This window comes from Actinobaculum sp. 352 (assembly GCF_003957265.1).
Lineage (GTDB): Bacteria > Actinomycetota > Actinomycetes > Actinomycetales > Actinomycetaceae > Asp313.
In genome coordinates this window covers 1-26,992 of record NZ_RQSN01000016.1, presented here as the reverse complement: position 1 = coordinate 26,992, position 26,992 = coordinate 1, and the positions used below count along the sequence as shown (strand labels likewise).

General features: G+C 60.0%; 22 protein-coding genes and 1 rRNA gene. 14 read left to right on the top strand and 9 right to left on the bottom strand.

The genetic code is table 11. From position 1 onward, the window contains the following. Positions 1–659 precede the first annotated feature (659 nt). The 3 genes from EKN07_RS11860 to EKN07_RS11850 all read left to right on the top strand — a co-directional run bounded on the left by EKN07_RS11860 (position 660) and on the right by EKN07_RS11850 (position 3,868). Positions 660–1,385 (top strand): TetR/AcrR family transcriptional regulator C-terminal domain-containing protein, encoded by a 726-nt coding sequence (locus EKN07_RS11860; RefSeq protein WP_164546676.1) that lies wholly within the window; start codon positions 660–662, stop codon positions 1,383–1,385. Between the two features lie 87 nt (positions 1,386–1,472). After that, positions 1,473–3,092, top strand: a complete 1,620-nt coding sequence (locus tag EKN07_RS11855) for an HAD-IC family P-type ATPase (protein WP_126146506.1) — start codon at positions 1,473–1,475, stop codon at positions 3,090–3,092. Next, a complete protein-coding gene (locus EKN07_RS11850; protein ID WP_108716067.1) occupies positions 3,089–3,868 on the top strand; it encodes a class C sortase in 780 nt (259 codons plus the stop codon). The genes EKN07_RS11855 and EKN07_RS11850 overlap by 4 nt, the downstream gene beginning before the upstream one ends. Before the next feature lie 75 nt (positions 3,869–3,943). On the opposite strand, the gene EKN07_RS11845 is transcribed toward EKN07_RS11850, so the two are convergent. Then, entirely contained in the window at positions 3,944–4,129 is a 186-nt protein-coding gene (locus tag EKN07_RS11845; RefSeq protein WP_108716066.1) for a hypothetical protein, read from the bottom strand. A gap of 338 nt (positions 4,130–4,467) precedes the next feature. On the opposite strand from EKN07_RS11845, the gene fumC reads away from it, so the two are divergent. Both fumC and EKN07_RS11835 read left to right on the top strand, forming a co-directional pair. Then, a complete protein-coding gene (gene fumC, locus EKN07_RS11840) occupies positions 4,468–5,889 on the top strand; it encodes a class II fumarate hydratase (protein WP_126146505.1) in 1,422 nt (473 codons plus the stop codon). 267 nt (positions 5,890–6,156) lie between these two features. Then, positions 6,157–6,867 carry an SGNH/GDSL hydrolase family protein gene (locus tag EKN07_RS11835; RefSeq protein WP_108716064.1) on the top strand — a complete coding sequence of 237 codons (711 nt, stop codon included), beginning with the start codon at positions 6,157–6,159 and terminating at the stop codon, positions 6,865–6,867. A 16-nt stretch (positions 6,868–6,883) separates the two neighbouring features. Here EKN07_RS11835 and EKN07_RS11830 read toward each other — a convergent pair whose 3' ends face one another. Further along, positions 6,884–7,462 carry a TetR/AcrR family transcriptional regulator gene (locus tag EKN07_RS11830; RefSeq protein ID WP_108716063.1) on the bottom strand — a complete coding sequence of 193 codons (579 nt, stop codon included), beginning with the start codon at positions 7,460–7,462 and terminating at the stop codon, positions 6,884–6,886. A gap of 132 nt (positions 7,463–7,594) precedes the next feature. Here EKN07_RS11830 and EKN07_RS11825 point away from each other — a divergent pair, with 132 nt between their 5' ends. After that, a complete protein-coding gene (locus tag EKN07_RS11825) occupies positions 7,595–9,346 on the top strand; it encodes an ABC transporter ATP-binding protein (RefSeq protein WP_108716062.1) in 1,752 nt (583 codons plus the stop codon). Next, the gene (locus tag EKN07_RS11820; protein WP_126146504.1) at positions 9,343–11,280 is read left to right on the top strand and encodes an ABC transporter ATP-binding protein; all 1,938 of its coding nucleotides are present in this window, start codon (positions 9,343–9,345) and stop codon (positions 11,278–11,280) included. The genes EKN07_RS11825 and EKN07_RS11820 overlap by 4 nt, the downstream gene beginning before the upstream one ends. A 23-nt stretch (positions 11,281–11,303) precedes the next feature. Here the strand turns inward: EKN07_RS11820 and EKN07_RS11815 are convergent, their stop codons facing one another. The 4 genes from EKN07_RS11815 to EKN07_RS11800 form a co-directional block, all read right to left on the bottom strand. After that, positions 11,304–11,861 carry a dihydrofolate reductase gene (locus tag EKN07_RS11815; protein ID WP_108716061.1) on the bottom strand — a complete coding sequence of 186 codons (558 nt, stop codon included), beginning with the start codon at positions 11,859–11,861 and terminating at the stop codon, positions 11,304–11,306. After that, complete coding sequence (locus EKN07_RS11810) at positions 11,861–12,664, bottom strand: thymidylate synthase (RefSeq protein ID WP_126146503.1); 804 nt, start codon at positions 12,662–12,664, stop codon at positions 11,861–11,863. Before EKN07_RS11810 ends, EKN07_RS11815 begins: the two co-directional genes overlap by 1 nt. A 268-nt stretch (positions 12,665–12,932) precedes the next feature. Continuing rightward, positions 12,933–13,367, bottom strand: a complete 435-nt coding sequence (locus tag EKN07_RS11805) for an Hsp20/alpha crystallin family protein (protein WP_108716059.1) — start codon at positions 13,365–13,367, stop codon at positions 12,933–12,935. Positions 13,368–13,633: 266 nt separating this feature from the next. Beyond that, positions 13,634–14,098, bottom strand: coding sequence for a DUF2505 domain-containing protein (locus EKN07_RS11800; RefSeq protein ID WP_126146502.1), 465 nt, complete (start codon positions 14,096–14,098; stop codon positions 13,634–13,636). Between the two features lie 37 nt (positions 14,099–14,135). Between EKN07_RS11800 and EKN07_RS11795 the strand changes: the two genes are divergently transcribed. Then, positions 14,136–15,572 carry a PAS domain-containing sensor histidine kinase gene (locus EKN07_RS11795; RefSeq protein WP_126146501.1) on the top strand — a complete coding sequence of 479 codons (1,437 nt, stop codon included), beginning with the start codon at positions 14,136–14,138 and terminating at the stop codon, positions 15,570–15,572. Between the two features lie 211 nt (positions 15,573–15,783). On the opposite strand, the gene EKN07_RS11790 is transcribed toward EKN07_RS11795, so the two are convergent. Then, entirely contained in the window at positions 15,784–16,038 is a 255-nt protein-coding gene (locus tag EKN07_RS11790; protein WP_108716056.1) for a WhiB family transcriptional regulator, read from the bottom strand. A gap of 114 nt (positions 16,039–16,152) precedes the next feature. Then, positions 16,153–17,025 (bottom strand): SOS response-associated peptidase, encoded by an 873-nt coding sequence (locus tag EKN07_RS11785; RefSeq protein WP_276308074.1) that lies wholly within the window; start codon positions 17,023–17,025, stop codon positions 16,153–16,155. Positions 17,026–17,052: 27 nt separating this feature from the next. Here EKN07_RS11785 and ligA point away from each other — a divergent pair, with 27 nt between their 5' ends. Then, the gene (gene ligA / locus EKN07_RS11780) at positions 17,053–19,512 is read left to right on the top strand and encodes an NAD-dependent DNA ligase LigA (protein WP_241228195.1); all 2,460 of its coding nucleotides are present in this window, start codon (positions 17,053–17,055) and stop codon (positions 19,510–19,512) included. Positions 19,513–19,700: 188 nt separating this feature from the next. Here ligA and EKN07_RS11775 read toward each other — a convergent pair whose 3' ends face one another. Continuing rightward, positions 19,701–20,960, bottom strand: a complete 1,260-nt coding sequence (locus EKN07_RS11775; protein WP_126146499.1) for a phospholipase D-like domain-containing protein — start codon at positions 20,958–20,960, stop codon at positions 19,701–19,703. 104 nt (positions 20,961–21,064) lie between these two features. On the opposite strand from EKN07_RS11775, the gene gatC reads away from it, so the two are divergent. The 5 genes from gatC to EKN07_RS12685 form a co-directional block, all read left to right on the top strand. Beyond that, a complete protein-coding gene (gatC, locus tag EKN07_RS11770; RefSeq protein ID WP_108716054.1) occupies positions 21,065–21,361 on the top strand; it encodes an Asp-tRNA(Asn)/Glu-tRNA(Gln) amidotransferase subunit GatC in 297 nt (98 codons plus the stop codon). After that, positions 21,361–22,908: an Asp-tRNA(Asn)/Glu-tRNA(Gln) amidotransferase subunit GatA gene (gene gatA, locus EKN07_RS11765; RefSeq protein ID WP_126146498.1), complete on the top strand. Its 1,548-nt coding sequence runs from the start codon at positions 21,361–21,363 to the stop codon at positions 22,906–22,908. The genes gatC and gatA overlap by 1 nt, the downstream gene beginning before the upstream one ends. Continuing rightward, positions 22,908–24,401: an Asp-tRNA(Asn)/Glu-tRNA(Gln) amidotransferase subunit GatB gene (gatB, locus tag EKN07_RS11760; RefSeq protein ID WP_126146497.1), complete on the top strand. Its 1,494-nt coding sequence runs from the start codon at positions 22,908–22,910 to the stop codon at positions 24,399–24,401. The genes gatA and gatB overlap by 1 nt, the downstream gene beginning before the upstream one ends. Before the next feature lie 546 nt (positions 24,402–24,947). Continuing rightward, on the top strand, positions 24,948–26,354 hold the full coding sequence (locus EKN07_RS11755) for an NAD-dependent malic enzyme (RefSeq protein WP_126146496.1): 1,407 nt from the start codon (positions 24,948–24,950) through the stop codon (positions 26,352–26,354). A gap of 445 nt (positions 26,355–26,799) precedes the next feature. After that, positions 26,800–26,992, top strand: a 16S ribosomal RNA gene (locus EKN07_RS12685); the annotation flags it as partial.

Genomic DNA, 26,992 nt, shown 5'->3' with positions numbered 1-26,992 from the left:
ATCACCATCCGCCCGCCACCACCGGTGACAACACCCCCCGGATCATCAAACGACAGGGACACGACATCATGCCGGAAGCGGCTGGCCCGGTCCCGGACCACCCGGGACCACCAACAAGGTAACGGGAATGCGTGCAAGGTTGGTGTGTGTGGAAGCGGTATACGCGGTGCGACCTCCAGCAGCTGCGGTGCGCCCCTGTCTTAGCGGATGTGGCGAACACAAATCGAGCAGGACCCATTAAAGCATTGTATAGGACGGCTAGTCTCTCTCTAGTGTTGCGGGATTTCCGGTTGAAGGGGAGGAGACGAATCTCTTGTGTTAGCGGGAAGATTCGACATTGAATCACCTTACATTTTTCCATTGCAGGGTGTGCCCTGCGGACTGTCCTAAAAGCAGCTGACCAGATATCGGATGTTTATGGCTTTGTGATCGAAACAACATCGCAATTTCTGGTGTCTTCTTAACTGTGAATCTTGGCGGTAAGTCAAGCGGATTTCCCGCCTATGCTGCAACGTTACCCTTCCAGCGAATCCGATACACCTGCGGTTTTAGTACGTTTAATACCCTCTACTGGCTGTAGTCTTAATACCAAGAGGAGCGCCGACGAGCTTCCGCCCAGAGGCAGAGGTAAATGCGGATGGTCAACGGCGATTTATAGCATGACAACATTACGTAAGAAGACGGGTCCGAAGCCTGGCTTTTCCCGTGAAGATGTTATTCGGGTAGCACTGGATATTGGCATCGCCGACTTCACGTTGGCGCGGATAGCTAAGCGATTGAATGTTCGGACCCCCGCCCTGTATCGCGTGATTACTTCGCGTGATGATGTGCTTCAGGAATGCTTGGAGCGCATGGTGGACGATCTAGATCTCGACGATCTACCGCCCGCGTGGGATGAAGCGATCCGCGAGTTCGCAAAGCGGCTCTGGAACGTTATGGCGAAGTACCCGGGCCTTGCGCGCGTACTGCAGGCGATTCCGGGAACTGGTCGCCCGTTCTCACAGCGTTCGATGGGGGCCGTGCGAGCCCTTGTCGATGGCGGTCTGAGCCGCGAAGACGCGATGTTGGCGGCCGATCTCATCGGTAACACCGTCATCTTCACACGCGGCGTTGTGGAGGCAATGGAGGCGCGGCAGGCTTTGGAAGAGGAAGAAGCGGCCGTGTACGTCGTGGAGGGAACGGAGCCTCTCGACGACGATCCCGATGCAGACGAGCCACGTACAACGGCTGGAATTGACGTGATGCGGGCACGCTACCTGGATCCCGATGGCGGTACGCTGCTGGGAACGGCACCCGATGTCGACCAGATTGATGCACAGCTCGAGTGGATGGATCGCAAGATCGATCTTGTGATCGATGGCTTGTGGGGGCGCCAGAACTCCTGAGTTCCTTCGGTGACTCCTTGTGGGGCTCACGCAGATCTTTTTGCGATAGGTGTGAGTTCCACAATGAGTCGCTGAAAGGACCTGCGGATGGCAACCCCTCAGCTTGATCGTTGGCCCCGTTTCCGTGCCAGAGAGTCGAATGACGGCGAGGGCGGCATCAATGACCAGGAGAGATCACTGTGGTCGCGTATCGATACCAGTGATCTCGTCCGAGTGGGTGCTCTTGTAGTAACTACCATTCTCGTTTGGGTCATCGAGCAGACTCCCTGGCAAAGATGGATTGCCGTTGCTGCGGTCGGCTGTGGTCTGATTCTCGGCTGCTGGCCGATTGTGCGTGAAGCTTTGGAAGACATGCACGCGCGACGTATGAGCATGGAGCTTTCCATGTTGCTGGCCACCGCTTCTGCGGCAGCGGTGGGAGAGCTCATGACCTCCCTTCTCATCACGGTATTTGTGCTCGCAGCCGAGATCCTGGAGGACCTCTCTATGGATCGTGGGCGGGAGGCATTGACCAATCCGATGTCATTCCTTCCGGACACGGTTCGTGTGGTGGGAGGGTCGTGTGTCTATGAGATACCACGTGACCGCGTCGTCGCCGGTCAACTAATCGCCGTGGTTCCCGGTGGGCGTATACCGGTTGATGGCGTCGTCGAAATGGGCGTGGCTGATGTGGACCAGTCACGGATTACTGGGGAGTCGATGCCGGTTGCTGTCGCTCCCGGTTCGCGGGTTTATGTGGGCTCCATCACCCAAGCCGCATTGCGGATTCGGGTTGAGCGAAGTGGCAAGGAGTCATCGTATGGTCGCATCGTTGCCGCGGTACGGGAAGCACAGTCATCGCGGGCGCCCGTGCAGCGACTCGCCGAGAGGCTCGCCGCTCGTATTGTGTACGTCGCCCTGGCTGCCGCGGTGGTCACCTACATTGCGACGCGAGATATACATTCCACGATCTCGGTAGTGATTGTTGCCGGGGCCTGCGGGGTTGCAGCTGCTACGCCACTGGTTGTGCTTGCCGCTATTGCCCGCTGTGCGCGAACCGGAGCGTTTGTCAAGGATGGGGCGCACCTGGAACAGCTGCCAGCGGTCGGCACTGTTGTCTTCGACAAGACGGGAACGCTGACGCGCGGTGCATCGCAGGTAGTTCGGGTAGCTCCGGCGCGAGGTGACGACGAAGGGGAACTACTGCGCCTGGCCGCCGCAGCCGCCGAGCATGCGGCGAACGAGCTCGGACTGCCGGTTGATGCCGTCAGGGCGAGCTGGCTGCCCACCGACAAAAACGCGGCTATTGCGCGATTGCGGGAGCGAGGCCGCCGCGTTGCGATGGTTGGCGATGGCGTGAATGACGCTCCCGCCCTGGCGGTTGCCGATATGGGGATCGCCATGGGCACGGGGACAGATGTCGCACGGGAGGCGGGCGACGTGGTGCTTGTCAGTTCCGATCCGCGTGACCTAGCGACGATGATCGCTATCGCCCGCCGTGCACGACGGATTATTCTTTTCAATTTCGTCGGTACTATTGCGGTTGACGGTGTCGGGATGCTGCTCGCGGCATGTGTATTACTCGGACCGATTGTGCCCGCGTTGGTGCATGTGGGTTCGGAGTTGGCTTTTGGCTTGAACGCTGCCCGCTTGATTCCGGGCAGGCGCGGGCGGCCGCTGCGTGAAACACGGTTTCACTTGGCGCCTACCCGCGCATTGCGGAGATGACGGAAGGTATCGGGGTGTATCGGTTGTCGGCAATAAGGCGCGGATGGACGGCATGGATCGTGCCATCCGTATTCGCGCTGATTCTCGTGGTGCTGTTGGCTTACTCGACGCTTGTGGTGCACTACCACAACGCACAAAACAGAAGCGCAGCTGCTCGCTACAGCGCTGCAATGGGGCAAACCGACCCGGCGGAGCGAGAGAACCTGCTCGTACGTGTCCGTTCGTACAATCAGACTCTAGATGGTAGTGGCATCTCCGACCCTTTCGCGGAGGTTTCCGAGAAGGATGCGGAGCCGACGAACGGCGAGTATGTGGACTATGCCGGGCAGCTCTCCAACTCGGAGATTCTGGCACGCGTACGGGTTCCGGCGGCGGGAATTGATCTGCCAGTGCGACGTGACTGCGGCGGTCGGCCGGGCGCGAATGGCGCTGTGCACGTGCTTGGTTCTTCCCTGCCGGTCGGGGGGACGTCAACGCACACGATTATCGCGGGTGCCACCGGGAGAAGTGATGCCACCCTATTCGACCATCTGGACAAGGTGGAAGAAGAGGATGTCATTCTTGTTGAGGTTGCCGGGCAGACGCTCACCTACCGCGTTGATCAGGTCCGAACTGTGCTCCCCAAAAAGGTCCCTGATCTTACGATTACTGAGGGCAAGGACTATGTGACCTTGATGACGACGACTCCGCGGGCAACGAACTCCCATCGTTTGTTGGTACGTGGCAGTCGCGTTCCGATGAATGAGGTTGATGAGGCCCGGCTCCAAGACGGGTAAGAAGAGTGGGTACCCATCGAATTGGTGGGCACCCACTCACGTGCGCAAGAGCGTCCTGTCTCAGGCAGGCCCCGCTTATGCCGCGCGATTGACGTGCTGCCAGCGCTCCTCAGCGGCCGCCAGGCGTGCCAGCGCACGCTCCGCGCGGGACGCAGACGCCGACTGACCAAGACTGGCAAACTCGGTGCGAGCCGATTCCAACTCGGCCGCCGCCTGATTGACCAGATGTACGTCTTTCGTATTCTTCTTGTTCGTGCTCATCTCTCTTCCTCTCTCCAAATGGCGGAGCGGTGAGGCTCAACGCCTATGTGCTTCGTAGTTTGCGCGCCGCCGCCCGGAGGCGTCATCGCGACATAGCCGGCTAAGACGCCGACACGCAGTAGCCTGCGCGCTATCTGCAATAGATACAGACATGTAAGCATATCGCCGCGCGTCGACTAATGGCAAGGAGTAAACCCAAACTGATAGTTGGTTTTGCGTGGAGACTGGTTCTGCCGGGGCCGTCGAGACTGGTTCTGCCGGGTTCCAACGCATCAGTGCTTTGTTTTCCGGGACGGGAGACCGGTTTTCACGTCGCCGCAACAGGGTAACCTTGTGGCATGGCTACAGATAACAGCGCGCAGACGCGTATTGAATCGGATTCCATGGGCACTATAGAGGTGCCGGCCGTCCGCTACTGGGGGGCCCAGACGGAGCGCAGCCTCCACAACTTCGACATTGGACGTGACACCTTCGTGTGGGGGCGGCCGATGGTACGGGCTCTCGGTATTCTCAAGAAGGCGGCAGCGCAAGCCAACGGCGAACTGGGAGAGCTTCCGGCCGATGTCGCGGATCTCATCACCCGCGCTGCGGACGATGTGATTTCCGGTGAACTGGACGAGGAATTTCCCCTGGTCGTGTTTCAGACAGGTTCTGGAACCCAGTCGAACATGAACGCAAATGAGGTGATTTCCAACCGCGCTATTGAGCTGGCAGGAGGAGAGCGCGGCTCGAAGAGTCCCGTTCATCCGAACGATCATGTCAACCGTGGCCAGTCGTCCAATGACACCTTCCCGACGGCGATGCATATCGCCGTCGTGTGCGAGCTGGCCAATATGTACCCGAAGGTGCGGGTGCTGCGCGATACCCTGGCGGCGAAGGCGGAGCAGTACGCAGATGTGGTGATGGTTGGACGCACTCATTTGCAGGACGCCACTCCGATCACCTTGGGGCAGGTAATCTCCGGGTGGGTGGCCCAGATCGACTTCGCGTTGGACGGAATTGAGTACGCCGACTCGCGTGCACGCGAGCTCGCGATCGGCGGAACAGCTGTCGGAACTGGACTGAACTCTCATCCCGACTTCGGTCCGCTGGCAGCCTCGTATATCTCGAAGGAGACGGGGATTGAGTTCACGCAGGCCGAGAATCTCTTCGCCTCTCTGTCGGCGCATGATGCTCTCGTCCAGGTTTCTGGCGCGTTGCGTGTGCTGGCCGATGCTTTGATGAAGATAGCGAATGACGTGCGTTGGTACGCTTCCGGTCCGCGCAACGGAATCGGTGAACTGCTCATCCCGGAAAACGAGCCTGGTAGTTCGATTATGCCCGGCAAGGTGAACCCCACTCAGTGTGAAGCAATGACGATGGTCGCCACCAAGGTCTTCGGAAACGATGCGACGGTGGGTTTCGCCGGATCACAGGGCAACTTCCAACTCAATGTGTTCAAACCGGTTATGGCATGGTGCGTGCTGGAGTCAATCCGGCTCCTTGGTGACACCTGCGTGAGTTTCAACGATCATTGTGCGGTGGGTATTGAGCCGAACAACGAGAAAATCGCGCATAACTTGGAGATCAACCTGATGCAGGTAACGGCGCTTAACCGCCACATCGGCTACGACAAGGCATCGAAGATCGCCAAGAACGCCCACCACAAGGGGATCTCGTTACGTGAGTCCGCACTGGAGTTGGGCTTCCTCTCGGCCGATGACTTTGATCGATGGGTGGTGCCGGCTGACATGACCCATCCGAGCGCTGCTGACGAATGATCGGCCAGCTATTGCGGTAGAAAGTGAGTGATATAGCTGCCCCTGGGCCCGTACGCCCGGGGGCAGTTCTTCGGCTTCGTCCTCGGTCGCGCTGGCCGGGTTCCTTTGCGTATGCCCGGGGCCAGCTCCCTATGACGGGGTAGCGCGACCTTCGCACGCACTTGGCCTGCGTACCCGCGGCAACTCAAGTGGCATTAGGTGTGAAACGCGAGTTATTTTCACCTCGGCCCGATATGTTTCTTGGCCGACGGCGTAGAATCGCGAACCATGAACTTTCTTGAGCGTCCGATCATCATGGCTGAAGCAATGTGGGCGCGCGACCACGTCAAGCTCGCTCCGGAGCCACCGGGAGCACGCGACGGTATTGTCACCGCGGTTGACCAGACCCGCTTGTTACCGCGCAAGGTACTTCGACTCGTGGCGGTGGGGGATTCCTTGGTCGCCGGGTGTGGAACTGCCGATCAAGCGGATTCACTCACTCCTCGCATCGCTGCGCGTTTGTCGAACGACACGGAACGTCCGGTGGCATGGGAGACCCACGCCAAACTCGGTGCCACCATGCGCCGAGTCCGGCACCGGTTACTGCCCGAGATGAGTGGCCACGCCGATGTCTTATTCCTCTCGGCGGGATCAAACGATATTCTGGCGGGACGTAACGCCAAGGAATGGGCTAGCGAGCTGGATGCGGTTCTTGCCATGGCGGGAGAGCGCGCCACACGGACTGTGCTGTGCAGTGCTGGACAGCTACACAATGCTCCGAAGCTGCCGCGCGCCTTGCGTCGCGAACTTGGTCGCCGTATGGATGAGCAGACCGCGATCAGCCGGGAACTGTGCGCCTCGCGCAGAGTCACATACATTGACGTGACCCATGTTCCCCTAGTCGATGGCTTCTGGGCGACCGACGGCTTCCATCCGGGACCACGTGGCTACGAGATGGCGGCTGAACTTGTTGTTTCGGGAATGCGACAGGTTGCATGACGGCTCCGACTAGCGGCTAGTGCGGGGTGCGGGCATCGCCGTGGTCGGCAGCGGGCTGAAACTTCGCATGACCGTGGTACGGAATGACGTCCACGGTGAGGAGACGGGCGAGATCGCTCGGAGACTTCGCGAATCCGGAAGTGATCCACTGGTCAGTAATGGCGAAGAGCATGGCGGCACGTATAGCGTGGCGATAGCGCGCGACGTCGTCGTCACCTTGTGCCTCGCGCTCGTAATACAGGTAGGCGAAAAGCATGTAGCCGAGGTCGGCGCTGTAAATCGTCTCCAGGGCGGCCTTGTGGTGCAGTAGATGCTCCGTGTAGGCGAGGATGAGTTGCGTGGGGCTGTGCTGCCTGCCGTATTCCGCCAACGATCCTGCCGGGGCGAATAACGGCTCGAAGATCGTCTGCAACTTGTAGGTGATCACCTCTTTTTTGGATGTGAAATGGCGGTAGTATGTGGCACGGCCGACGTCGGCGCGATCAGTGATCGCACATACGGAAATCTCGGTGAGAGGCCTCTCGGCAAGCAGGTCAAGCAGGGCATCAGCTATGCGCTGTTTGAGGTTCTCGGTGGTGCGCGCCTGTCGCGCCATCGTGTGTCTCCATTCTCCGGACCGTTGGTCTTTGACAGTATGCCACGTTGTTGATACAACTGTACCGTTGATACGAATGTCTTAAGAAGAGAATAGTGGTGTGCGCGACGGACACCAAACAGGATGGGATGAATGAACGTCATCTTCAGGCATATGAAAGGCGGGGAGTGGGCACTGGCAATTGTCGCCCTCGCCTTCATCATTTCTCAGGTCTATCTAGATCTGCGGCTGCCGGACTATATGTCCAGCGTCACTGCGATTATCGTCTCACCCGGCAGCGAGCTATCCGACGTTCTTCGTGAAGGCAGCAAGATGCTGGCCTGTGCGTTGGGCTCCATGCTCTGCGCCGTCGTAACCGGCTACTGTGTGGCAATGGTCGGCGCGGTCCTCGCTCGACGTTTGCGGGGAGCGGTGTTCGATAAGACGCTCGCCTTCTCTCATGCCGAGGTCAATCATTTCACCAGCGCCAGCCTAATCACACGCTCCACCAATGATGTCACTCAGGTGCAGATGTTCGTGGTTATGGGCCTGCAGATCGCCGTAAAAGCGCCGATTATGGCGGTTTGGGCCGTCATTAAGATCGCTGGAAAGAACCTGACATGGACGGCCGCGACCGGTGTCGCCGTCGCCGTACAGTTGCTGTTGCTGGGCGGTCTGGTTCTACTTGTGATGCCGCGGATGATGCAAATGCAGCGCATTACCGATGACCTCAACCGTGTCACGCGCGAGCATCTCACCGGATTGCGCGTCATCCGGGCGTACGGTGCGCAAAAGTTCCACGGCAAGCGATTCGAGGCTGCGAACACCGAGTTGACGGACACGAATCTGTTCATCATGGGATGGATGGCATTCCTGATGCCCGCCCTCAACGCGATTATGTCGGGACTGTCGCTGGCCATCTACGTGCTCGGTGCCGGGATGATTGAGACCGCGAGTGGCACGGACAAGATCGAGCTTTTCTCGCAGATGATCGTGTTCACTTCTTATGCCATCCAGGTTGTTGCCTCGTTCATGATGTTGGCGATGATTTTCATCATGCTTCCGCGTGCACAGGTGGCTGCGCGCCGCATTCGCGAGGTGCTGAACACAGAACCCTCGATCAAGGATGGTGCAATTGTGCGCCGCGCCGGGCAGAAGGGTCAGATCGAGTTCCGGCATGTCGACTTCCGCTATCCCGACGCCGACGACGCAGCCCTGCACGACATCAACTTCACGGTTCAGCCCGGACAAACGGTGGCGATTATTGGAGCCACCGGCTCGGGCAAATCCTCGATCGTGAATCTCATCCTGCGTTTCTACGACGTGTCTGGTGGCAATGTGCTGGTAGACGGGGTCGATGTGCGCGAATGGAAACAGTCCGCCTTGCGTGATCGTATTGGTTACGTCCCGCAACGCGCGACGCTTTTTTCCGGCACAATCGCCTCTAATATCGACTTCGGTTCCTCGAACCATGAGATTACGGCCGAGGATATTGTCGACGCGGCAGATGTGTCTGCGTCGTCCGAGTTCATTGTTCGCAAGGAGGCCGGTTACGCCAGCCACGTGGCACGCGGTGGTACCAACTTCTCCGGTGGTCAGAAGCAGCGCCTGTCAATTGCACGGGCGGTTGCGCGCCAGAGCGAGATTCTCATCTTCGACGATTCCTTCTCCGCACTTGATTACCGTACTGATCGCGACGTGCGCGCCGCGCTGCGACAGTTCGCCGCAGACGCAACAGTGCTGATCGTGGCGCAACGTATCGGAACGGTGCGCGCCGCAGATCGCATCCTCGTGGTAGACAAGGGGCGAATCGTCGGGTCGGGTACGCATGAGGAGCTCATGGCGAGCAATTCCGTATACCAAGACATCGCACGTTCCCAGCTCAGTGAGGAGGAACTGGCATGAATTCGCGGACCGAGCAGATTTCTTCCGCCCGAGAGGGAATGCGTAAGGCGGAGAAGGCACGCGAGAAGGAATTGCGCTCCAGCGCCCCGCCGACTCCCAGTGGTCACGGGCCGCAGCGCAGTACGGAAAAGGTCTCCTTGGACGAGATCGTCCCGACCCTGAAGAAGATGCTTGCCTACGCTCGTCCATACTGGGCGGCCATGATAGTAGCACTTCTCTTAGCGATCATCGGCGCCGTACTCGCGGTTATCTCACCGGATTACCTCGGTGACATTACGGACACCATTGAAGTGGGACTGCGCGACTCTATTGATATGGGCCGGGTACGGCATCTGTCGCTCATTTTCGGCCTCATCCTGGCGGGTAGCTTTGTCTTCTCCTTCGCACAGGCACGCATTATGGCCGTAGCCACGCAGCGTACCTCGCAAATCATGCGGCGGGAGATCGACCATAAGATCGACCGAATGCCGTTGTCTTATTTTGATCGCACGAGTTATGGCGACACGCTCTCACGCGTGACGAATGATGTTGACACGCTCTCGCAGACGCTCAACAGTTCGATTTCGAATATCATCACCGGTGTTGTCACGATCATCGGCTCGGCCGTCATGATGTTCGTGACGGAATGGCGCATGGCGCTATCTGGAATCGCGGCGGCGCTGGTGGGCTTCATGCTCGCGTTGTTCATTATGACGAAGAGCCAGCCGCATTTCGTCGCGCAGCAACGGAAGCTTGGAGCACTGAACGGACATGTGGAGGAGACCTTCGCCGGTCATAATGTGGTACGCGCCTTCAATGCGGAAAAAGAGATGCGTGATGAGTTCCATGCGCGGAATATGTCGCTCTTCCACAGTTCGTGGCGGGCACAGTTTCTCTCCGGACTGATGATGCCGATTATGACGTTCGTCGGAAATCTCGGCTACGTCGTCGTTTGTATCGTCGGAGCGGTTCTGGTGATTAACGGGGTGATCCCAATTGGTGTGATCGTCTCGTTCATGATATACATCCGCCTGTTCACCAACCCGCTGTCGAATATCGCGCAGGCGGCCACAAGCTTCCAGAGTGCGTCCGCGGCGGGAACACGCGTGTTCGAGCTGTTGGAAGAGGAGGAGCTGGCTGACGAGTCCGAGAAGCCCGTTGGCACTCCCGCAGTACGGGGTGATGTCACCTTCGAGAACGTCCGTTTCGGCTACTCGCCGGATCGTGAGATCATCCACGGATTCTCTGCCCGGGTCAAGGCCGGTGAGAAGGTTGCTATAGTGGGACCCACCGGTGCCGGCAAGACGACGATGGTCAATCTGCTTATGCGCTTCTACGAGGTCGACGGTGGCAGGATCCTTATCGATAGCGTTCCTACCACGGATATGCGCCGGGAGGACGTAGACTCCCTCTTCTCGATGGTGTTGCAGGATACGTGGCTATTCGAAGGCACTCTCCGTGAGAACATCGTCTACCGCACTGAGGGCGTCAGCCAGGAGCGTTTGGACGCGGTGATCGACGAGGTGGGCTTGCGCGAGTTGGTGCAGCAGTTGCCACAGGGTTATGACACCGTCATGGGTGAGGATACGCAGCTATCCGCCGGTCAGAAGCAGTTGGTGACCATTGCGCGCGCGATGATTGCCGACAACCCGCTGCTGATCCTGGACGAGGCGACTTCCTCCATTGACACACGTACGGAGATCATCATTCAGGAAGCACTCGACTCGCTGATGCAGGGTCGCACAAGTTTCGTGATCGCGCACCGCCTTTCCACAATCCGCAATGCGGATGTCATTTTCGTTATGCGTGACGGTGACATTGTGGAGACGGGGAAGCACGACGAACTGCTGGCACAGGGTGGTTTCTACTCCGAACTGTACAACTCCCAGTTCGATCCGGTGGGCCAGGGGGCGACTGCCGTTACTGAGCCGGCCGGAGGGCACGCCTTGGAGTAGTCGGCGGCGTCGAGAGCCGACGGTCACCCTACCAAGCGGGGGAGTACGGCATCCACGGCGGCTCTTTCGACATCGTCTCTGCGGTATACGCAGAATCGGTAGTGGATACCGTTCGCGCTTCGTGACGTGAGCCAGCCGCGTGGGGGGTCCACGCGGTGAAGTCGCCACCGTGGGCCGATGGGCGGCGCGAAGGCGTCGGCTTCTGGCACGGAGATGTCGAGTTCGGTGACCACAAGAATCTCGGCATGGGGGAGTCCCGCCGCATAGAGCTGCGCACCTCCCATGATCCAGGTCAGATCGGAACCTGTTGTGGCTGCCAGTTCGAAAGCCTCGGCGAGTGAATGGGTAACGGCTGCACCAGGAGCGCGGAAGCCCACGGAAGAACTGATGACGATGTTCTGCCGTCCCGGCAGCGGACGGTATGGCTGCGCGAGTGACTCCCAGGTGCGGCGTCCCATAATCACCGGATGTCCCTTCGTCATTCGGCGGAAGAGCGCCATATCTTCCGGTACGTGCCAGGGGATGGTTCCCGCTGCGCCGATGGCGCCGTCGCGCGCCTGCGCCCAAATCAAGGCGAGCATTAGACCGCTACGGGCGCTTTGATAGCCGGGTGATACTGGTAGCCCGCAGAGGCATCAATATCGTCCATCTGATACTCGAAGATGGAGGGAGCCTTCCGCAGGCGCAACGTCGGGAAGGGGTACGGGGTGCGCGTGAGTTGTTCTTTAACCTGATCGATGTGATTCAGATAGATGTGGCAGTCGCCGCCGGTCCACACGAAGTCACCGACATCGAAACCGGTTTGCTGCGCGACCATGTGGGTGAGAAGGGCATAAGAGGCGATGTTGAATGGCACGCCGAGGAAAAGATCGGCACTGCGTTGATACAGCTGGCAGGAAAGCCTTCCGTCGGCTACGTAGAACTGGAAGAAGGCGTGGCAGGGTTGCAATGCCATATCCGCTAAATCGGCGACATTCCAAGCTGAGACAACAAGGCGGCGGGAGTCGGGCGTCGTACGCAGTTGGTCGATGATACTCGCGATCTGGTCAATATGCCCGCCGTCAGGAGTGGGCCAGCTGCGCCACTGGTAGCCGTAAACCGGGCCAAGTTCGCCGTTATCGTCTGCCCACTCATCCCAGATGGTAATTCCGTTTTCCTGCAGCCACCGCACGTTAGTTGCGCCCGAAAGGAACCAGAGCAACTCGCCCTTGATAGCCTTCATCGGCACGAATTTGGTCGTGATACGCGGGAATCCGGCGGAGAGGTTGTATCGAAGCTGCCGTCCGAATACGGAAAGCGTGCCGGTTCCGGTGCGATCAGTTTTGGTGGCGCCATGCTCCAACACGTCTGCAAGTAGATCTTCGTATGCGCGGTTGCTTCCCATGGGACGAGTCTAACCTGATCGCGACGTCCCACGCGGCATGCCACTACGCAGCGGTACGAAGTTGCACCGCGGACACGGCCCGCGGTTGCATGCCGCGGTTGCATGCCGCGGTTGTACGTTGCGGTGGTTGTGGGCGCCCGAGTAAACGGCACGGAAACCGCGACGCCATGGGTTGGCCAATACGTGGATGTTTAACGGATGCAAAGACGGGGCAGAACAATTGTGGCCCCGAGGAATCGGGGCCACAATTGCACCATGAATGCGTGGTTTACTCGGCCGTACCGGCGTCGATCACATGACCGCCGTTGGAGTGCGAGACCGTGACCTTGCGCGGCTTGGACTCCTCACTCACGGGCAGAGTCAGTGTGAGCACACCGTCGCGATAGTCTGCACTGATCTTGTCCAAGGCCAGCCCGTAGCCGAGTGTCAGCTGGCGCGCGAATGTACCAGCTGGACGCTCGCGAGAGAGCCACTTGAGGTCGGCATCTGCATCGGCCTTACGCTCGGCCCGCACCGTGAGGGTGCGGTCGTCAATGTCGATATCAATGGTGCTCGGATCCACGCCGGGCAGATCAATCTGGGCGACAAAGGTATCGCCCTTGCGGTACAGGTCCATCGGCATCGCCGTGGAACCGGGGTTGCGCATGGCGCCGGTCATGATCCGCTCAAGCTCCCGGAAGGGGTCGGTGCTGAAAGTAGCCATAGTGTTCATCTCCAAATGTTCAGTTCAAAGCTGGGCGGGATGTTTCCCGTTCACTGAGAACAACGTACATCTATGAGTCAGTATTCCGCAAGTAGAGTTGAGCCGAATTCGCTCAAGATGAAAAGCGGTTGAGCGGGCCGGTGCATGCGGTGGTACTGGCCGTTTCGCAGGCGTCACGCGGCATAGAGAACCGGCCGGCTAAGTACACGCCGGCCGGTTGAGGACTAAGGAGTTTCTCGGTGCAGCTTCGTCGGTGATTGCGCCATTCAGCCGCGTTCGGAGATCACCTCGGCGACGAGTTGTTGATCGCGTGCGAGCAGACGGCCCACACGATCAGACGCCTTTCGTTCGATCTTGCCGCCAACGATGGGGATCCGCACCTTCAGGTCGGCGACGAGTTCGGCCACAGTCGGGCTACCCGCCGTGAGTTCAATCGTGCCGGCCAACTCGGCGGGCAGGCCGTGCGGATCGACGCTCAGTGTGATCACATCTCCGCCAGCCTGTTGTGTCACTGTGACATACGCCGCAGACTTGAGGAAGCTGCGTACTTGGCTGGGGAATTTCTCGGGCGGGACGGTCGCATCTGTAGTTGCCGTCGTGCCGTCAATCCGGTGAGTGAAGTCGGTGACTCCGAACAGTGCCATACGCTTGGCGGCAAGCTCTTCGGATAACAGGGCGGCGATGATTTGCTCGGTGGTGGCCTCGAAGGTCAAGCTGTGTTTGATCTGCATGGTCTCTATTGTGCCTGATTGGGCCTATTCTTGTTGAGTGCCATCATTGACGAATATCCTCAGACGCGCTCCGCACCTCACGTCGGTCGACCGCGAGTGGTTGCACCTACTTGTGGGCGACTGGCAGATCATCAGTGACCTCTCGTTCTCAGACCTCCTGCTACTCGTGCCAGACGATAGCGGGTCATTCACGATCGTTGCCCAGTGCCGTCCGGCAACGGCCGCAACACTGTTCGACGACGACGTCGTCGGACGCGACGCTACGCCGGATCAACAGTATCTCGCCGCGGCCGTATGGAAGAGCGAACGTGCCCGCGGTGAGGACTGGGACACCGTGCGTGTGGACATGTATCCGGTACGGCGTGAGGAGCGCACCATCGCGGTCCTAGCGGTCACCGGTGCACTCATGCCGGACCGCGTTCCGGCACAGTTCCAGTCGAATTACGGCGATATTGCCGAGGCTCTGCTTCGTATGGTCACAACCAGTGAGTACCCGTTTGACGGAAGCCCCACGGGTTATCGTCATGGCACACCGCGCGTGGTTGATGGATTCATTCGTCTGGATACGGAAGGAAGCGTCGTCTACGGCAGTCCGAACGCCAACTCGAACTTCCACAGTATCGGAGTGCTGGGCTCCCTCGCGGGTCAGGTTCTAGCGGAAGTGGTGCCCGACTTGATTGAAAACCACTCGACGGTGGACGAATCGCTTCCGGTGGTGCTGATGGGAAAAGCCCCATGGATGTGTGAACTTGAGGTACACGGCGTGATTCTGTCGCTGCGAGCGGTTCCGTTGCTTGAACACGGTACGCGTTTAGGAGCCATTCTTCTGTGCCGTGATATCTCCGAGTTGCGACACCGCGAACAGGAGCTTATTACCAAGGATGCCACCATCAGGGAAATCAACCATCGGGTGAAGAACAATCTGCAGACGGTCTCGGCCTTGTTGCGAATGCAATCGCGGCGGGCATCCAACGAGGAGACGAAACAGGCCCTGGAGGACGCGCAGCGACGGGTCGCCACCATCGCTCTTGTCCATCAGACTCTGTCGCAGACCATTGACGAACACGTGATATTCGACGACGTGTTCGCGCCTCTGCTGCGTATGTCCACGGATATCGCAGCAACGGGTGTGGTGGTTGCATCTACGCTACGAGGCTCGTTCGGGCGCATTGGTGCCAACCAGACGACGGCGCTAGCGGTGATCCTCAATGAGCTCGTCACCAACGCCATCGAGCATGGCTTACCCGAAGGTGGGCACCTCACGGTAACCGCGCGGCGGGAGGACGATTTCCTCAGCGTTGATGTGGAGGACGATGGTGTGAGCGTGAATCCGCGTGATGTCGGTCGCGGGAGCGGGCTGGGGACGAAGGTGGTGCGTACCCTCGTGGAGGGCGAACTGCGCGGATCGATCAATTGGCTGCAGCGTGCCGGTGGGGGAACTCGCGTTCATATCGAAGCGGAGATCGATCAATAGGTGACCGGGTGCCCCTGGGAGTGCTGGCTTTGTTCAGCACCGACCGTGCCGCGGGTGCTTGCCTGTACTACAGGCATTCACCTGCGCGGCAGGGATTCGGTTGGCGCGGGCGAAGTCCGGATGCGGGCAAAGGAAAAGGGCCGGTCGCTGGACCGGCCCTCGTGGTTTAGTCAGTTCTAGGCATTTTGTAGCGATACGACGCTCACGCGGCTCAGCTGACGCTGGAACGGCGTGCGCGCGCGGTGCGGCGCTTCAAGGAGCGGCGCTCATCCTCTGAGAGTCCACCCCAAACACCGGCATCCTGCCCGGTCTCCAGGGCCCATTTGAGGCAGATATCGGAGACCTCGCACGTGTTGCATACACGCTTGGCCTGTTCGATCTGCGCTATGGCGGGCCCCGAGTTCCCGATAGGGAAGAAGAGTTCCGGGTCTTCAGTCAGACAAGCTGCCCGATGACGCCAATCCATGAGGGTTTCTCCTTTGCCTCCTGTGAGCAACACACACAAGTAAAGAACGCTCAGCTGTGCGTGATGCCGAATTCCGCTATTAAGCGTGACAGGTTTGTTCGTCGGCGTAAAGAGCTAAAAGAGTGATCTTGCACCCTGTTCGCCGGGTGAATCGGAGCTTTCATGTGCACACGGGTGCAGTTGCCGCTCGTCTAGTGGCACCACGTTCTCTGGGGTGTTATGCCGCGGACTGCCGACGGCGGGGGAGACCCTGACTGCGGTGAGAGTGCGGTTCGGCCTCTTCACGAGTGCCACTGCCTGCTCCATGTCTTGTAGCTGTGGCTTCAACCAGGCTCCGTACTCCTCGGGTTCGAGGATAACTGGGGTGCGAGGATGAATCCCATCGAGGGGTGGCGCAGCGGCGCGAGTGAGGATGGTCGTAGTCAGAAGCCACCTGTTATCGGGTTGTTTCCACCACGAATAAAGGCCGGCGAAGGCAAGAGCTTCGTCGTCGCGAATGTAGTAGGCCGACTTGCCGCGCGCCGTCGTTCGCCATTCGAAATACCCGTTGGCCGGGACAATACAGCGGCGGGAAGCAAGTGAAGGCGCGAAGGTGCGTTTCTGTGCAGCGGTCTCGATGCGCGCGTTAATCAGTTGTGGTCCCTTGTCCGGGCTTTTGGCCCATGGCGGTACCAGACCCCACCGCGCTAGATACAGTTCCCGGCGGGCGGTGCAATCGCCTTTAGCAATGTGCTCGACGATGATGGGCACATTCTGGGTTGGGAAGACATTCCATGAGGGTGTCGGCCATTCCCGCAGTGTATCGTCCCTGTTGTCAACGCGCTGCCGCAGAGGTGGGGCCACGGGTGCCCCCGGTTGCCTTTCGTCTTCGGGTGGTTGAGCACCGCCGAGTTGCTCAGCCTGGCCCGCACGGCTCGGCAACGAGGCCAGGTTGAAGGCCAACTGGATATCGCCGGGAGACATGAACTGAGCGTAGCGACCGCACATGAAACCAGTATGCGCCACAATAGTTGCGTGGCAAACGAGACTGAGCCCCTGGCGGACACCCTTGTAGTTCCCGATAACATCGATGCTGCGACGCAGCGGTGGGAAGAGCTCGCAACACTGCTGCGGTCGGCGCAGGAGGCCTACCATTCAGGTACGAACCCGTTGATGACCGACGAGCGCTATGACCGTATGATCCGCGAGTTGCGAGCGATTGAGGAAGCATACCCGCAGCTCGCTGTGGATACCTCCCCGGCGCAGACGGTCGGCGCTCCCGCCGCCACGGGATTCCCGCCCGTTCGTCATCTCGAGCGTCTTTTCTCCTTACAGGATGTCTTCTCTCTTGCGGAACTACACGAGTGGTACGACGGCGTCGTCGCCGATCTCCCGAGCGGCGTTAGTGAGCTTGCCTGTACGGCCGAGGTGAAGATCGATGGTCTTGCGCTGAATCTACGTTACGAGCAGGGGCGCCTGACAGTGGCGGCAACGCGGGGTGATGGTGTGACCGGTGAGGATGTCACTCGTAATGTGCGCACCATCGCTGCAATTCCCGAGCAGCTCTCGGGAGCTGATTACCCCGACGTCATGGAAGTGCGGGGAGAGGTGTTCTTCCCGCTGGCGGAGTTCGCCGCCTTCAATGAGCGATTGCGCGCGGCCAATGCCCGCGTATTCGCCAATCCGCGTAATGCGGCAGCGGGATCGCTGCGTCAAAAGGATCCGCGCGTTACGGCTTCGCGCCCGCTCTCGTTCATTGCCCATGGCGTGGGAGCCGTCTCCGGAGCCTCTGCCGCAATGGTCGGTAGGCTCGCAACGCAGGACGGCGTCTACGAAGCCTTCGCGTCCTGGGGACTTCCCGTCTCGCCTTATACAGAGCTGGTGTCCAGTTGGGAGGATATCGAGCGCTTCATCTCAGCCTATGCTGACGCCCGGTACACGCTCCTGCACGGGATTGATGGCGCGGTATTGAAAGTCAATGACCGTGCCTTGCAGCAGCGCCTCGGCGCCACCTCTCGTGTTCCGCGCTGGGCGGTGGCGTACAAGTACCCGCCAGAGGAGGTTGAGACGCGGCTGCTCGATATACAGGTCCAGGTCGGCCGCACCGGTCGAGTAACTCCCTTCGCCGTGATGGAGCCGATTCGCGTTGCGGGGTCCACGGTGGCCCTGGCAACGTTGCACAACCAACAAGAAGTCGCGCGCAAGGGCGTGTTGATCGGTGACATGGTGGTCCTGCGCAAGGCCGGCGATGTCATCCCGGAAGTGGTGGGCCCCGTCGTAGCTGCTCGTGACGGCTCGGAGATTGAATGGCATATGCCGACGCAGTGCCCGTCCTGCGGGACGGCACTGGCCCCGGCCAAGGAAAACGATGTCGACTTGCGCTGCCCGAATGCGCGATCATGCCCGGCGCAGTTGGCCGAACGCGTTGCTCATATCGGCGCCCGTAGCGCCTTGGATATCGAAACACTGGGGGAGGAGACGGCACTGTGGCTCACCGATCCAGAACGACGACGCCCCGACGCGCTGATGGCTCTTCTCACCGGGCATAAGCTGCTGGTAGAAGACCCTGCAACCGGGCGAGAGACAAGCATTGCTGCAAGCGCACAATGGTTGCGGGACCGCAATGTGATCAACGAGGATGGAGCGGTACTGCACCCGGAGATTATCCCGGCAGCCGTGCAGCGAGAACTCGGCATTCCGGCGGCGCAGGAACCGATATTGGCGAACGAGGCCGGGCTGTTCGCGCTGCAAGCCGAGGATGTCAAGGATGTATGGGTCTGGCGGCCGGTTCGTACCCGCGGGGAAGAAACAGGTGATTTTCGCCGCGTGAGGGCGGCCTGGACCAAGCCTGAATGGAAGTATCCGCGTCGCGGACACCCGCAGCTGGTGAAGCCGTCGCAGCCGGGAAAAACGCTTGTCAAAATGCTGGAGGAGCTTGAGGCTGCCAAATCGAAGGAACTGTGGCGGCAACTCGTCGCACTATCCATTCGTCATATCGGTCCGACGACGGCGCGCGCACTTGTCGCCTCATACCACTCGCTTGACCAGATGCGCGCTGCCAGTCTGGAGGAACTCTCGCAGGCGGAGGGCATCGGCGAGGTTATTGCCGAGTCATTCCTGCGTTGGTTCGAGGAAGACTGGCACACCACCATTGTTGAGCGCTGGCGGAAGGCCGGGGTGAGTTTTGCCGATGACGCCAATGCCGCGGCCGAAGAATCTGGGGCTGGCGGTGCAGCGGTGCCGCAAACCCTGGCCGGAATGACGATTGTTGTAACCGGCACCCTCGCCGGTTACACGCGCGACGGCGTGAAGGAGGTCATCATCGCGCATGGTGGCCGGGCGGCAGGTTCCGTTTCGAAGCGGACAACTGCCGTCGTCGTCGGTGATAATCCGGGGTCAAAGGCTATGAAGGCCTCCAGTTTGGGGGTGCCGACACTGGATGAGGATCAGTTTGCAGAGCTTTTGGCCACGGGAGTACTTCCTGCTGCCGAGTGATAAGCGATCCGGGCTGTTTCGGGCATGCGGGAGGCCATCGCCAATCGTTAGGGGAGGGAGCGGCCGGAGGTGGGCGCGGAAGAGTCTGCCTCGGCAGCGCAGCGCGGCTCGCCTGTGCGACGCGGGCGGGGCATACCCTACCGTGTTACTTTGCTGAGTGCCCGCACCGAGCTCGGCTGCGCCAATGCTTACAACAAGGGCGCCAAGGGGCGCAGGATTCTCTCCGTGACTCGCGGCAAGGGACCCCGTGATTCCCACATCTCGCGCGTTAATTCGTGCGAGTTAAGCAGATCGACCTCGAAGATGCGCTCCATGGCCGCCGCAAAGCCGTCGTCGAACACTTCGACATTGATTTCGAAATTGCCGCGTAGCGAGAGCCTATCGATATTGGCGGTGCCTACGGTAGACCATTTGCCATCCACGGTCATAGTCTTGGCGTGAACCATAGCCTCCTCGAACAGGAAAAGCTTGACGCCCGAGCGAAGCAGTGCGTCATAGTGCGGACGCCCAACCCAGTCGGCATAAATGTGATTGGAATATTCCGGGATGAGTACTCGCACATCAACTCCGCGCCGGGCCGCATTGGTCAGCGCCGCCAGCATCGGCTCGTCGGGGATGAAATATCCCATGGTGATCCAAGCACGCCGGGAAGCGCGACTTAGCGCCTCCATGTACAGGGCACTGATCGGATAGACATTCTGAGCCGGAGTGTTGACGATCGAACGGATCCGTGAGTTCCACTGGTGGTCACTGGTGCTAGACAATTGCGGGTGATCCCTTTTTCGATAGGCGTTCCACATCTCAATGAAGGAGTCTTCCGCCTCCCAGGCTGCAGGCCCGGCGATGCGGACGTGGGTATCGCGCCAGTGATGCGCGTAAAGGTCGCCAATGTTATATCCGCCGATGTAGCCGACTTTGCCATCCACGCTGAGGATCTTGCGGTGGTCTCGCCCCTTGTCACGAGAGCGCCCGGTTAGAAGTCCGGTGCGCACGAAGGGGAAGTTCATGGCGTGCAGGTGTTTCATCTTGGGAAAGTGGCGGAATCGCGGGTCCTGGTTGGCATTTCCCCAGGTGTCAAGAATGACGTAGGTTTCCACGCCACGGCGGGCGGCGGCAATAAGTGCATCACGGAACTCTTCACCGGTTTCGTCGGCCTTAACGATAAAACACTCGAAGTAAATGTGATCTTTCGCTGCGCTGATATCGCGCAACATGGCGTCATAGAGGTCACGCCCGTAGGTGTAGATAGTCATCTCATCGCTGCCCACCGTGGTGTGCTGCGGTGGCAAATGAGGGAATGTCCCGCTTTGAGGCGTACGCCGCTTGCGCATGGCATCCACGGTCCAGACAGATGCCAAGGCGCCCACCTGTAGACCAACCAGGCCGATTGCCCCCCATTTCAGTGCGCGGGTGAGCTGTTCCCGTGGGGGCTTGTGGTGTAAGGACATGCGACTACTGTACCGGTCAGTACGCTCGAAGGTGGAAACGGCACGATGTCGTCGACTGTTACGCCGTGCGGCACGAGATGGCGGATAACACGTAACATGGGACCATGTCGTCAATTTCAGCAGACGAGGTTGCCCGTGTGGCGCGCCTCGCACGAATAGCCTTGACCCCGGAGGAGATTGAGCGTTTGGCGGGTGAGCTCGATGTTATTGCGTCGGCTGCCGCGAAGGTCTCCGAGGTGGCTACTCCGGATGTTCCGGCTACCAGTCACCCGATTCCTCTCACCAACGTCATGCGAGAGGATATCGCCGTCGAGACTCTGGACCGCTCCGAGGTTCTTGCCGCCGCTCCGGCCAGCGAGGATGGCAAATTCCTTGTACCGCAGATCTTGGGGGAGGAATAATGAACGAACTCCTGACAAAGTCTGCTCTTGAACTGGCGGACATGCTGGCAGCGGGTCAGATTACGTCGGTCGAATTGACGCAGGCGTGCCTGGAGCGTATTCACGCCGTCAACGAGAGGGTGAATGCATTCCTTTACGTCGACGACGCCGGTGCGCTTGCCGCCGCGCGTGACGTTGATGCCCGCCGCGCGGCGGGTGAACCTCTGGGAAGACTCGCCGGAGTGCCGGTCGCTGTCAAGGACAATATGGTGACCCAGGGCAAGCCGACAACTTGCGCTTCGAAGATTCTGGAGGGCTGGCTGCCTCCCTATGACGCTACGGTGGTCACGCGCCTGCGGGAAGCCGGGATGCCGATTGTGGGCAAGACGAATATGGATGAGTTTGCGATGGGCTCGTCCACCGAGCACTCCGCCTTTGGACCTACCCGCAATCCGTGGGATCTTGGACGCATCCCAGGAGGATCGGGTGGCGGGTCAGCGGCTGCGGTGGGCGCTTACATGGTGCCATTGGCCCTCGGGTCGGACACCGGCGGGTCGATCCGACAGCCAGCCGCCGTAACGGGCACGGTCGGCGTAAAGCCCACCTATGGCGCGGTGTCCCGCTACGGCTTGGTGGCCATGGCATCGTCTCTTGATCAGATCGGCCCGGTGGCACGTACCGTTGCGGACGCGGCGGCCTTGCAGGAAGTCATCGGCGGCTATGACCCCTATGACTCCACATCGTTGAATGAGCCGGTGCCGTCCTTTGAACGTATTGTGAGCGATGCCGCGAGTGCGGCCGGAAGAGGCACGGACGCGCCGTCGTCGGAGAACACGCCGTTGGCTGGTGTGCGCATCGGAGTTGTGAAAGAGCTTTCCGGTGAGGGCTACCAGGCGGGTGTGCTCGCTTCCTTCCGCTGCGCCGTCGACGTACTGCGGGCATTGGGAGCGGAGGTTGTCGAAGTGTCATGCCCGTCCTTCGATTACGCTCTCGCGGCCTACTACTTGATCATGCCGGCGGAGGCATCCTCTAACCTGGCTCGTTTCGACGGAATGCGTTATGGCATGCGCGTCGAGCCGACGGAAGGTCCGGTGACCGCTGAGACCGTTATGGCGGCCACTCGTGAGGCAGGGTTTGGTGACGAGGTCAAGCGGCGGATCATCTTGGGAACGCATGTGCTCTCCGCCGGATACTACGATGCGTATTACGGCAGCGCGCAGAAGGTGCGCACATTGGTGCAGCGTGACTTTGCCCAGGCCTTCGCCCAGGTGGATGTACTCGTATCGCCGACCGCGCCCACCACCGCGTTCGCCTTCGGGGAGAAGATGGATGATCCCATGGCTATGTACCTCAATGACATCGCCACGATTCCGGCCAATTTGGCCGGTGTTCCAGGGCTTTCGCTGCCGTCGGGACTTGCCGAGGACGGCCTACCGGTCGGATTTCAGGTGCTGGCGCCGGCACAGGGCGACGACGTGATGTACCGTATCGCGGGCGCATTGGAGGCAGGCTTGGGAACGCCGCTTGCCGCCAGCAGCCCGGCTGCTCAGTGGGAGGAGAACGCCTGATGGATGAGTTGATGGATTTTGATGAGGCCGTGGCCCGCTTCGATCCGGTGATTGGGTTGGAGGTTCACGTCGAACTGGGAACGAAGACAAAGATGTTCGACGGCGCACCGAACGTGTTCGGCGGGGAGCCGAATACGTACGTCACGCCGGTGTCATTGGGGCTTCCGGGTTCTCTTCCGGTGATGAACCGAACCGCGGTGGAGTATGCGGTGAAGATCGGCTTGGCATTGAACTGTTCAATCGCAGAGTCCTGCCGCTTTGCCCGTAAGAATTACTTCTATCCCGACCTTGTGAAGGCGTTCCAAACCTCGCAGTCTGACGAACCCATTGCTTATGAGGGCCACTTGGACCTCGATCTGGCCGACGGCTCGACGTACCGGTTCCCGATCGAGCGCGCTCATATGGAGGAGGACGCCGGTAAGAACATCCATGTCGGCGGCGACGCCGGGCGTATCCAAGGCGCCCAGTACTCCCTGGTGGATTACAACCGAGCCGGAGTGCCCCTCGTGGAGATCGTCTCTCACCCGGCTACCGGAGTGGGGAGGAATGCGCCGGAGATCGCGGCGACCTATGTGCGTTCGCTGCGTGACATCTTCCGGGCGTTGGGCGTCTCGGAAGCGCGAATGGAGCGTGGTAATGTTCGTGCCGATGTCAATGTCTCCTTGCGGGAGAGCCCCGATGCGCCCTTTGGAACCCGTACCGAAACGAAGAACGTGAACTCCTTCCGGGGGATTGAGGCCGCGGTGCGGTACGAGATCCAGCGGCAGGCGGCGATTCTCGCCGCCGGGGGAAGCGTGGTACAAGAGACTAGACATTATCACGAGGAAGATGGGACGACATCTGCTGGGCGAGTGAAGTCCGATGCAGAGGATTATCGCTATTTCCCGGAGCCCGATCTGTTGCCCGTCGTCTCGCCGCCGGAATGGGTGGAGCAGATCCGCGCATCGCTTCCCGAACTACCGGCTGCCCGTCGTCGCCGCGTGAAGGAAGAGTGGGGCCTGTCAGCGGAAGAGCTCAGAGACCTCGTGAATGCCGACGCCCTGGACTTGGTGGAGGCGACGGTGCGTGCTGGCGCAACACCGGCCGGTGCACGCAAATGGTGGATGGGCGAGATAACTCGTTTCGCGAAGGAACAGGATCTACCACTGGATGCTGCCCCTGTTACCCCGACCGATGTGGCCGAGTTGGACACGTTGGTGCAGGAGGGCAAGCTGACCGACAAATTGGCCCGTCAGGCGCTCGAGGGCGTGTTGGCGGGTGAAGGCACACCGTCACAGGTAGTTGCCGCGCGTGGCTTGGAAGTGGTTTCCGACGACGGTGCCCTGGTTGCCGCCGTGGAGGAGGCGCTTGCCGCCAATCCGGATGTGGTGGAGAAGATCAGGAACGGCAAGGTGCAGGCGGCGGGAGCCATTGTCGGTGCCGTGATGAAGGCGACCGGTGGTAAGGCCAACGCGGCACGTGTGCGTGAGCTGGTTATGGAGCGCTGCCAGTAGTCCGCCGTGGAGCCTCGCCAGTAGTTTGACGAAGGGGATGGTGGTCGGCTGCGAGACGAAGCCAGCGACCTCTTCGGAGAAGGTGCGACGAGGGCGGGTCCGATTGACGGGCCCGTCCTCACGTTTGCGCTATGAGGTTTTGACGCACAAGGTACGGTACGCATGCCTGATTAGGCAGAAGTACTCTCCACCAGGGCATCAACCACGGACTCGCCATGATGTCCCCTGAGTGCGCAAAAGTACTGGCGGTGCTAAAGGACGAGCACTGCTCCACCCCGGGCGTTGCCGAACCGGTGATTTTCAGCCAGTTCGCACTGCGGCAGGTGCAGACTCGGTGCGTGCAAGACGTTGCGCAGGTCATGCGCGGGGTGCGAGCTGCAGCTGGGGAGTACCAGCCACAGGTGTCCACAACGCCCACAGCGAACTGCTGGCTGCATTGGCGTGAGCAACTATTCCGAATTACGCGGATGCCGACTAGCATAAGGGCCGGACTTATGTAGATCCCCAGGTCATTGCGGGGACGGTAGGTAGGAAAAGGCGGTCCTTATGGCATTCCCCAGTCCGAGTTATACAGTCACTTTGCGCGTCCAGTTGCCGGTGCACCGGCGTTCCGCTCAGCGACTTGTCGAAGCCGTTGCTGATGCCGGTGCCCTCGTCACGGGCATCGATACGGTGGAGTCTCTCGAAGAGTCTCTTATCGTCGACGTCACCTGCGACTGCGTTAACGGTGCCCACGTGCGTGAAGTACGGCATTCCATTGAGATGTTGGTTGATACGGCGGTGCTGAAGGTTTCGGATGCCACTTTGCAGGCGCATCTCGGTGGGAAAATCTCGGTTCAACTGAAGAATCCTCTGCGCACGCGGCAGGATCTGGCCCGTGTGTACACCCCTGGAGTCGCGCGGGTGTGCACCGCGATTGCTGAGAACCCCCAGGAGGCGCGTCGGCTGACGATCAAGAAGAACACCGTCGCTGTTGTGACCGATGGAACGGCAGTCCTTGGTTTGGGCGATATCGGGCCGGAGGCTGCGCTGCCGGTAATGGAGGGAAAGGCGGCGTTGTTCAAGCGTTTCGGCAACGTCGATGCTTGGCCGGTATGCCTGGATACAACCGACACGGAGGAGATTATCTCCATCGTGCGGGCGATTGCGCCGGTCTACGGCGGCATCAATCTGGAAGACATCTCCGCACCGCGCTGTTTCGAAATCGAGGAACGGCTGCGTGAAGAACTTAATATTCCGGTATTCCACGATGACCAGCACGGCACCGCAGTGGTGACCCTCGCAGCGCTTATTAACGCGCTCAAGGTGGTTGGCAAGAACATCGAAGACGTGCGGATCGTGGTCTCCGGCGTGGGAGCGGCGGGATCGGCCATTATTCGGCTGCTCATGTTGCATGGCGCGCGAGACATTATCGGCTGTGGCCGTGCGGGGGCTCTGGGCCCGTTCCGCGAGGAGGCGAACCCGCACCGTAACTGGCTCGCCCAGCACACCAACCCGCGCGGAGTTGAGGGCTCGCTCAAGGATGTGCTTGTCGGCGCGGATGTTTTCATCGGAGTGTCCACCGGAAACCTGCTGACGAGGGACGACATCGCGACCATGGCCGACGACGCCATCGTCTTCGCAATGGCCAACCCGACGCCTGAGGTTGATCCGCCTGCCGCGGGTGAGCATGCGGCTGTTGTCGCAACCGGGCGCTCCGACTACCCGAATCAGATCAACAATGTGCTGGTCTTCCCCGGTCTCTTCCGCGGGATGCTGGATGCGCAGGCGAGTCGGATCGACGACGAGATGCTGCACGCCGCCGCCGTCGCCGTGGCCAATGTGGTCACGGACGAAGAACGCAACTCGAACTACATCATCCCGGGTGTCTTCGACGAACGTGTGCAGTCAGCCGTCTCGAAGGCTGTCGTCGAGTACGCGACGGCGCAGGAGGCCGCGTCACAGGACGAGTAGATGCTGTGGACGGAGCGCACCCGGCGGAACTACGTGGTTAGGTGCATGGAATCGCGGAAAAATACCGGTTTGATCGTCGGTGTGAGCAGAGCCACGCCCGTTCGGTTTGACCGGCGTGCGCCGGGTGCGTAAAGTCTTTACCTGTCGCCGGGAGCTCGGCTCCGCGGCAAGCCCGGTAAAAGGGCAGGTCGCGGCGGGTTTTCGAACGGCAAATCCGCAGCGCGGTAGGCGAGTCCGGAAGGTCTTCCGGATGAAGCGATCAGCTCTGCGGGCCCCTCTCGCTGAGGGTCTTCTTGGAAGGCTCTTACGTGGGGTGTGGGTGTGGTGTTTGGGTGCTTGATAGTGTGTCTGGTTTTTGTTTTTTGTTTGGTGGCTGGCTGTCTGCTGTTGTGGTGGGTGGTTGGTTGCTGTTTTTGTTGGGTTGGGTTTGGCTCTCTTTTTGTTTTTTGTGGAGAGTTTGATCCTGGCTCAGGACGAACGCTGGCGGCGTGCTTAACACATGCAAGTCGAACGGGCTCATTCTGGCTTTTTGGTTGGGGTGGGTTAGTGGCGAACGGGTGAGTAATACGTGAGTAACCTGCCCTCTTCTTCGGGATAAGCTTTGGAAACGGGGTCTAATACCGGGTATTCCCTTGGTG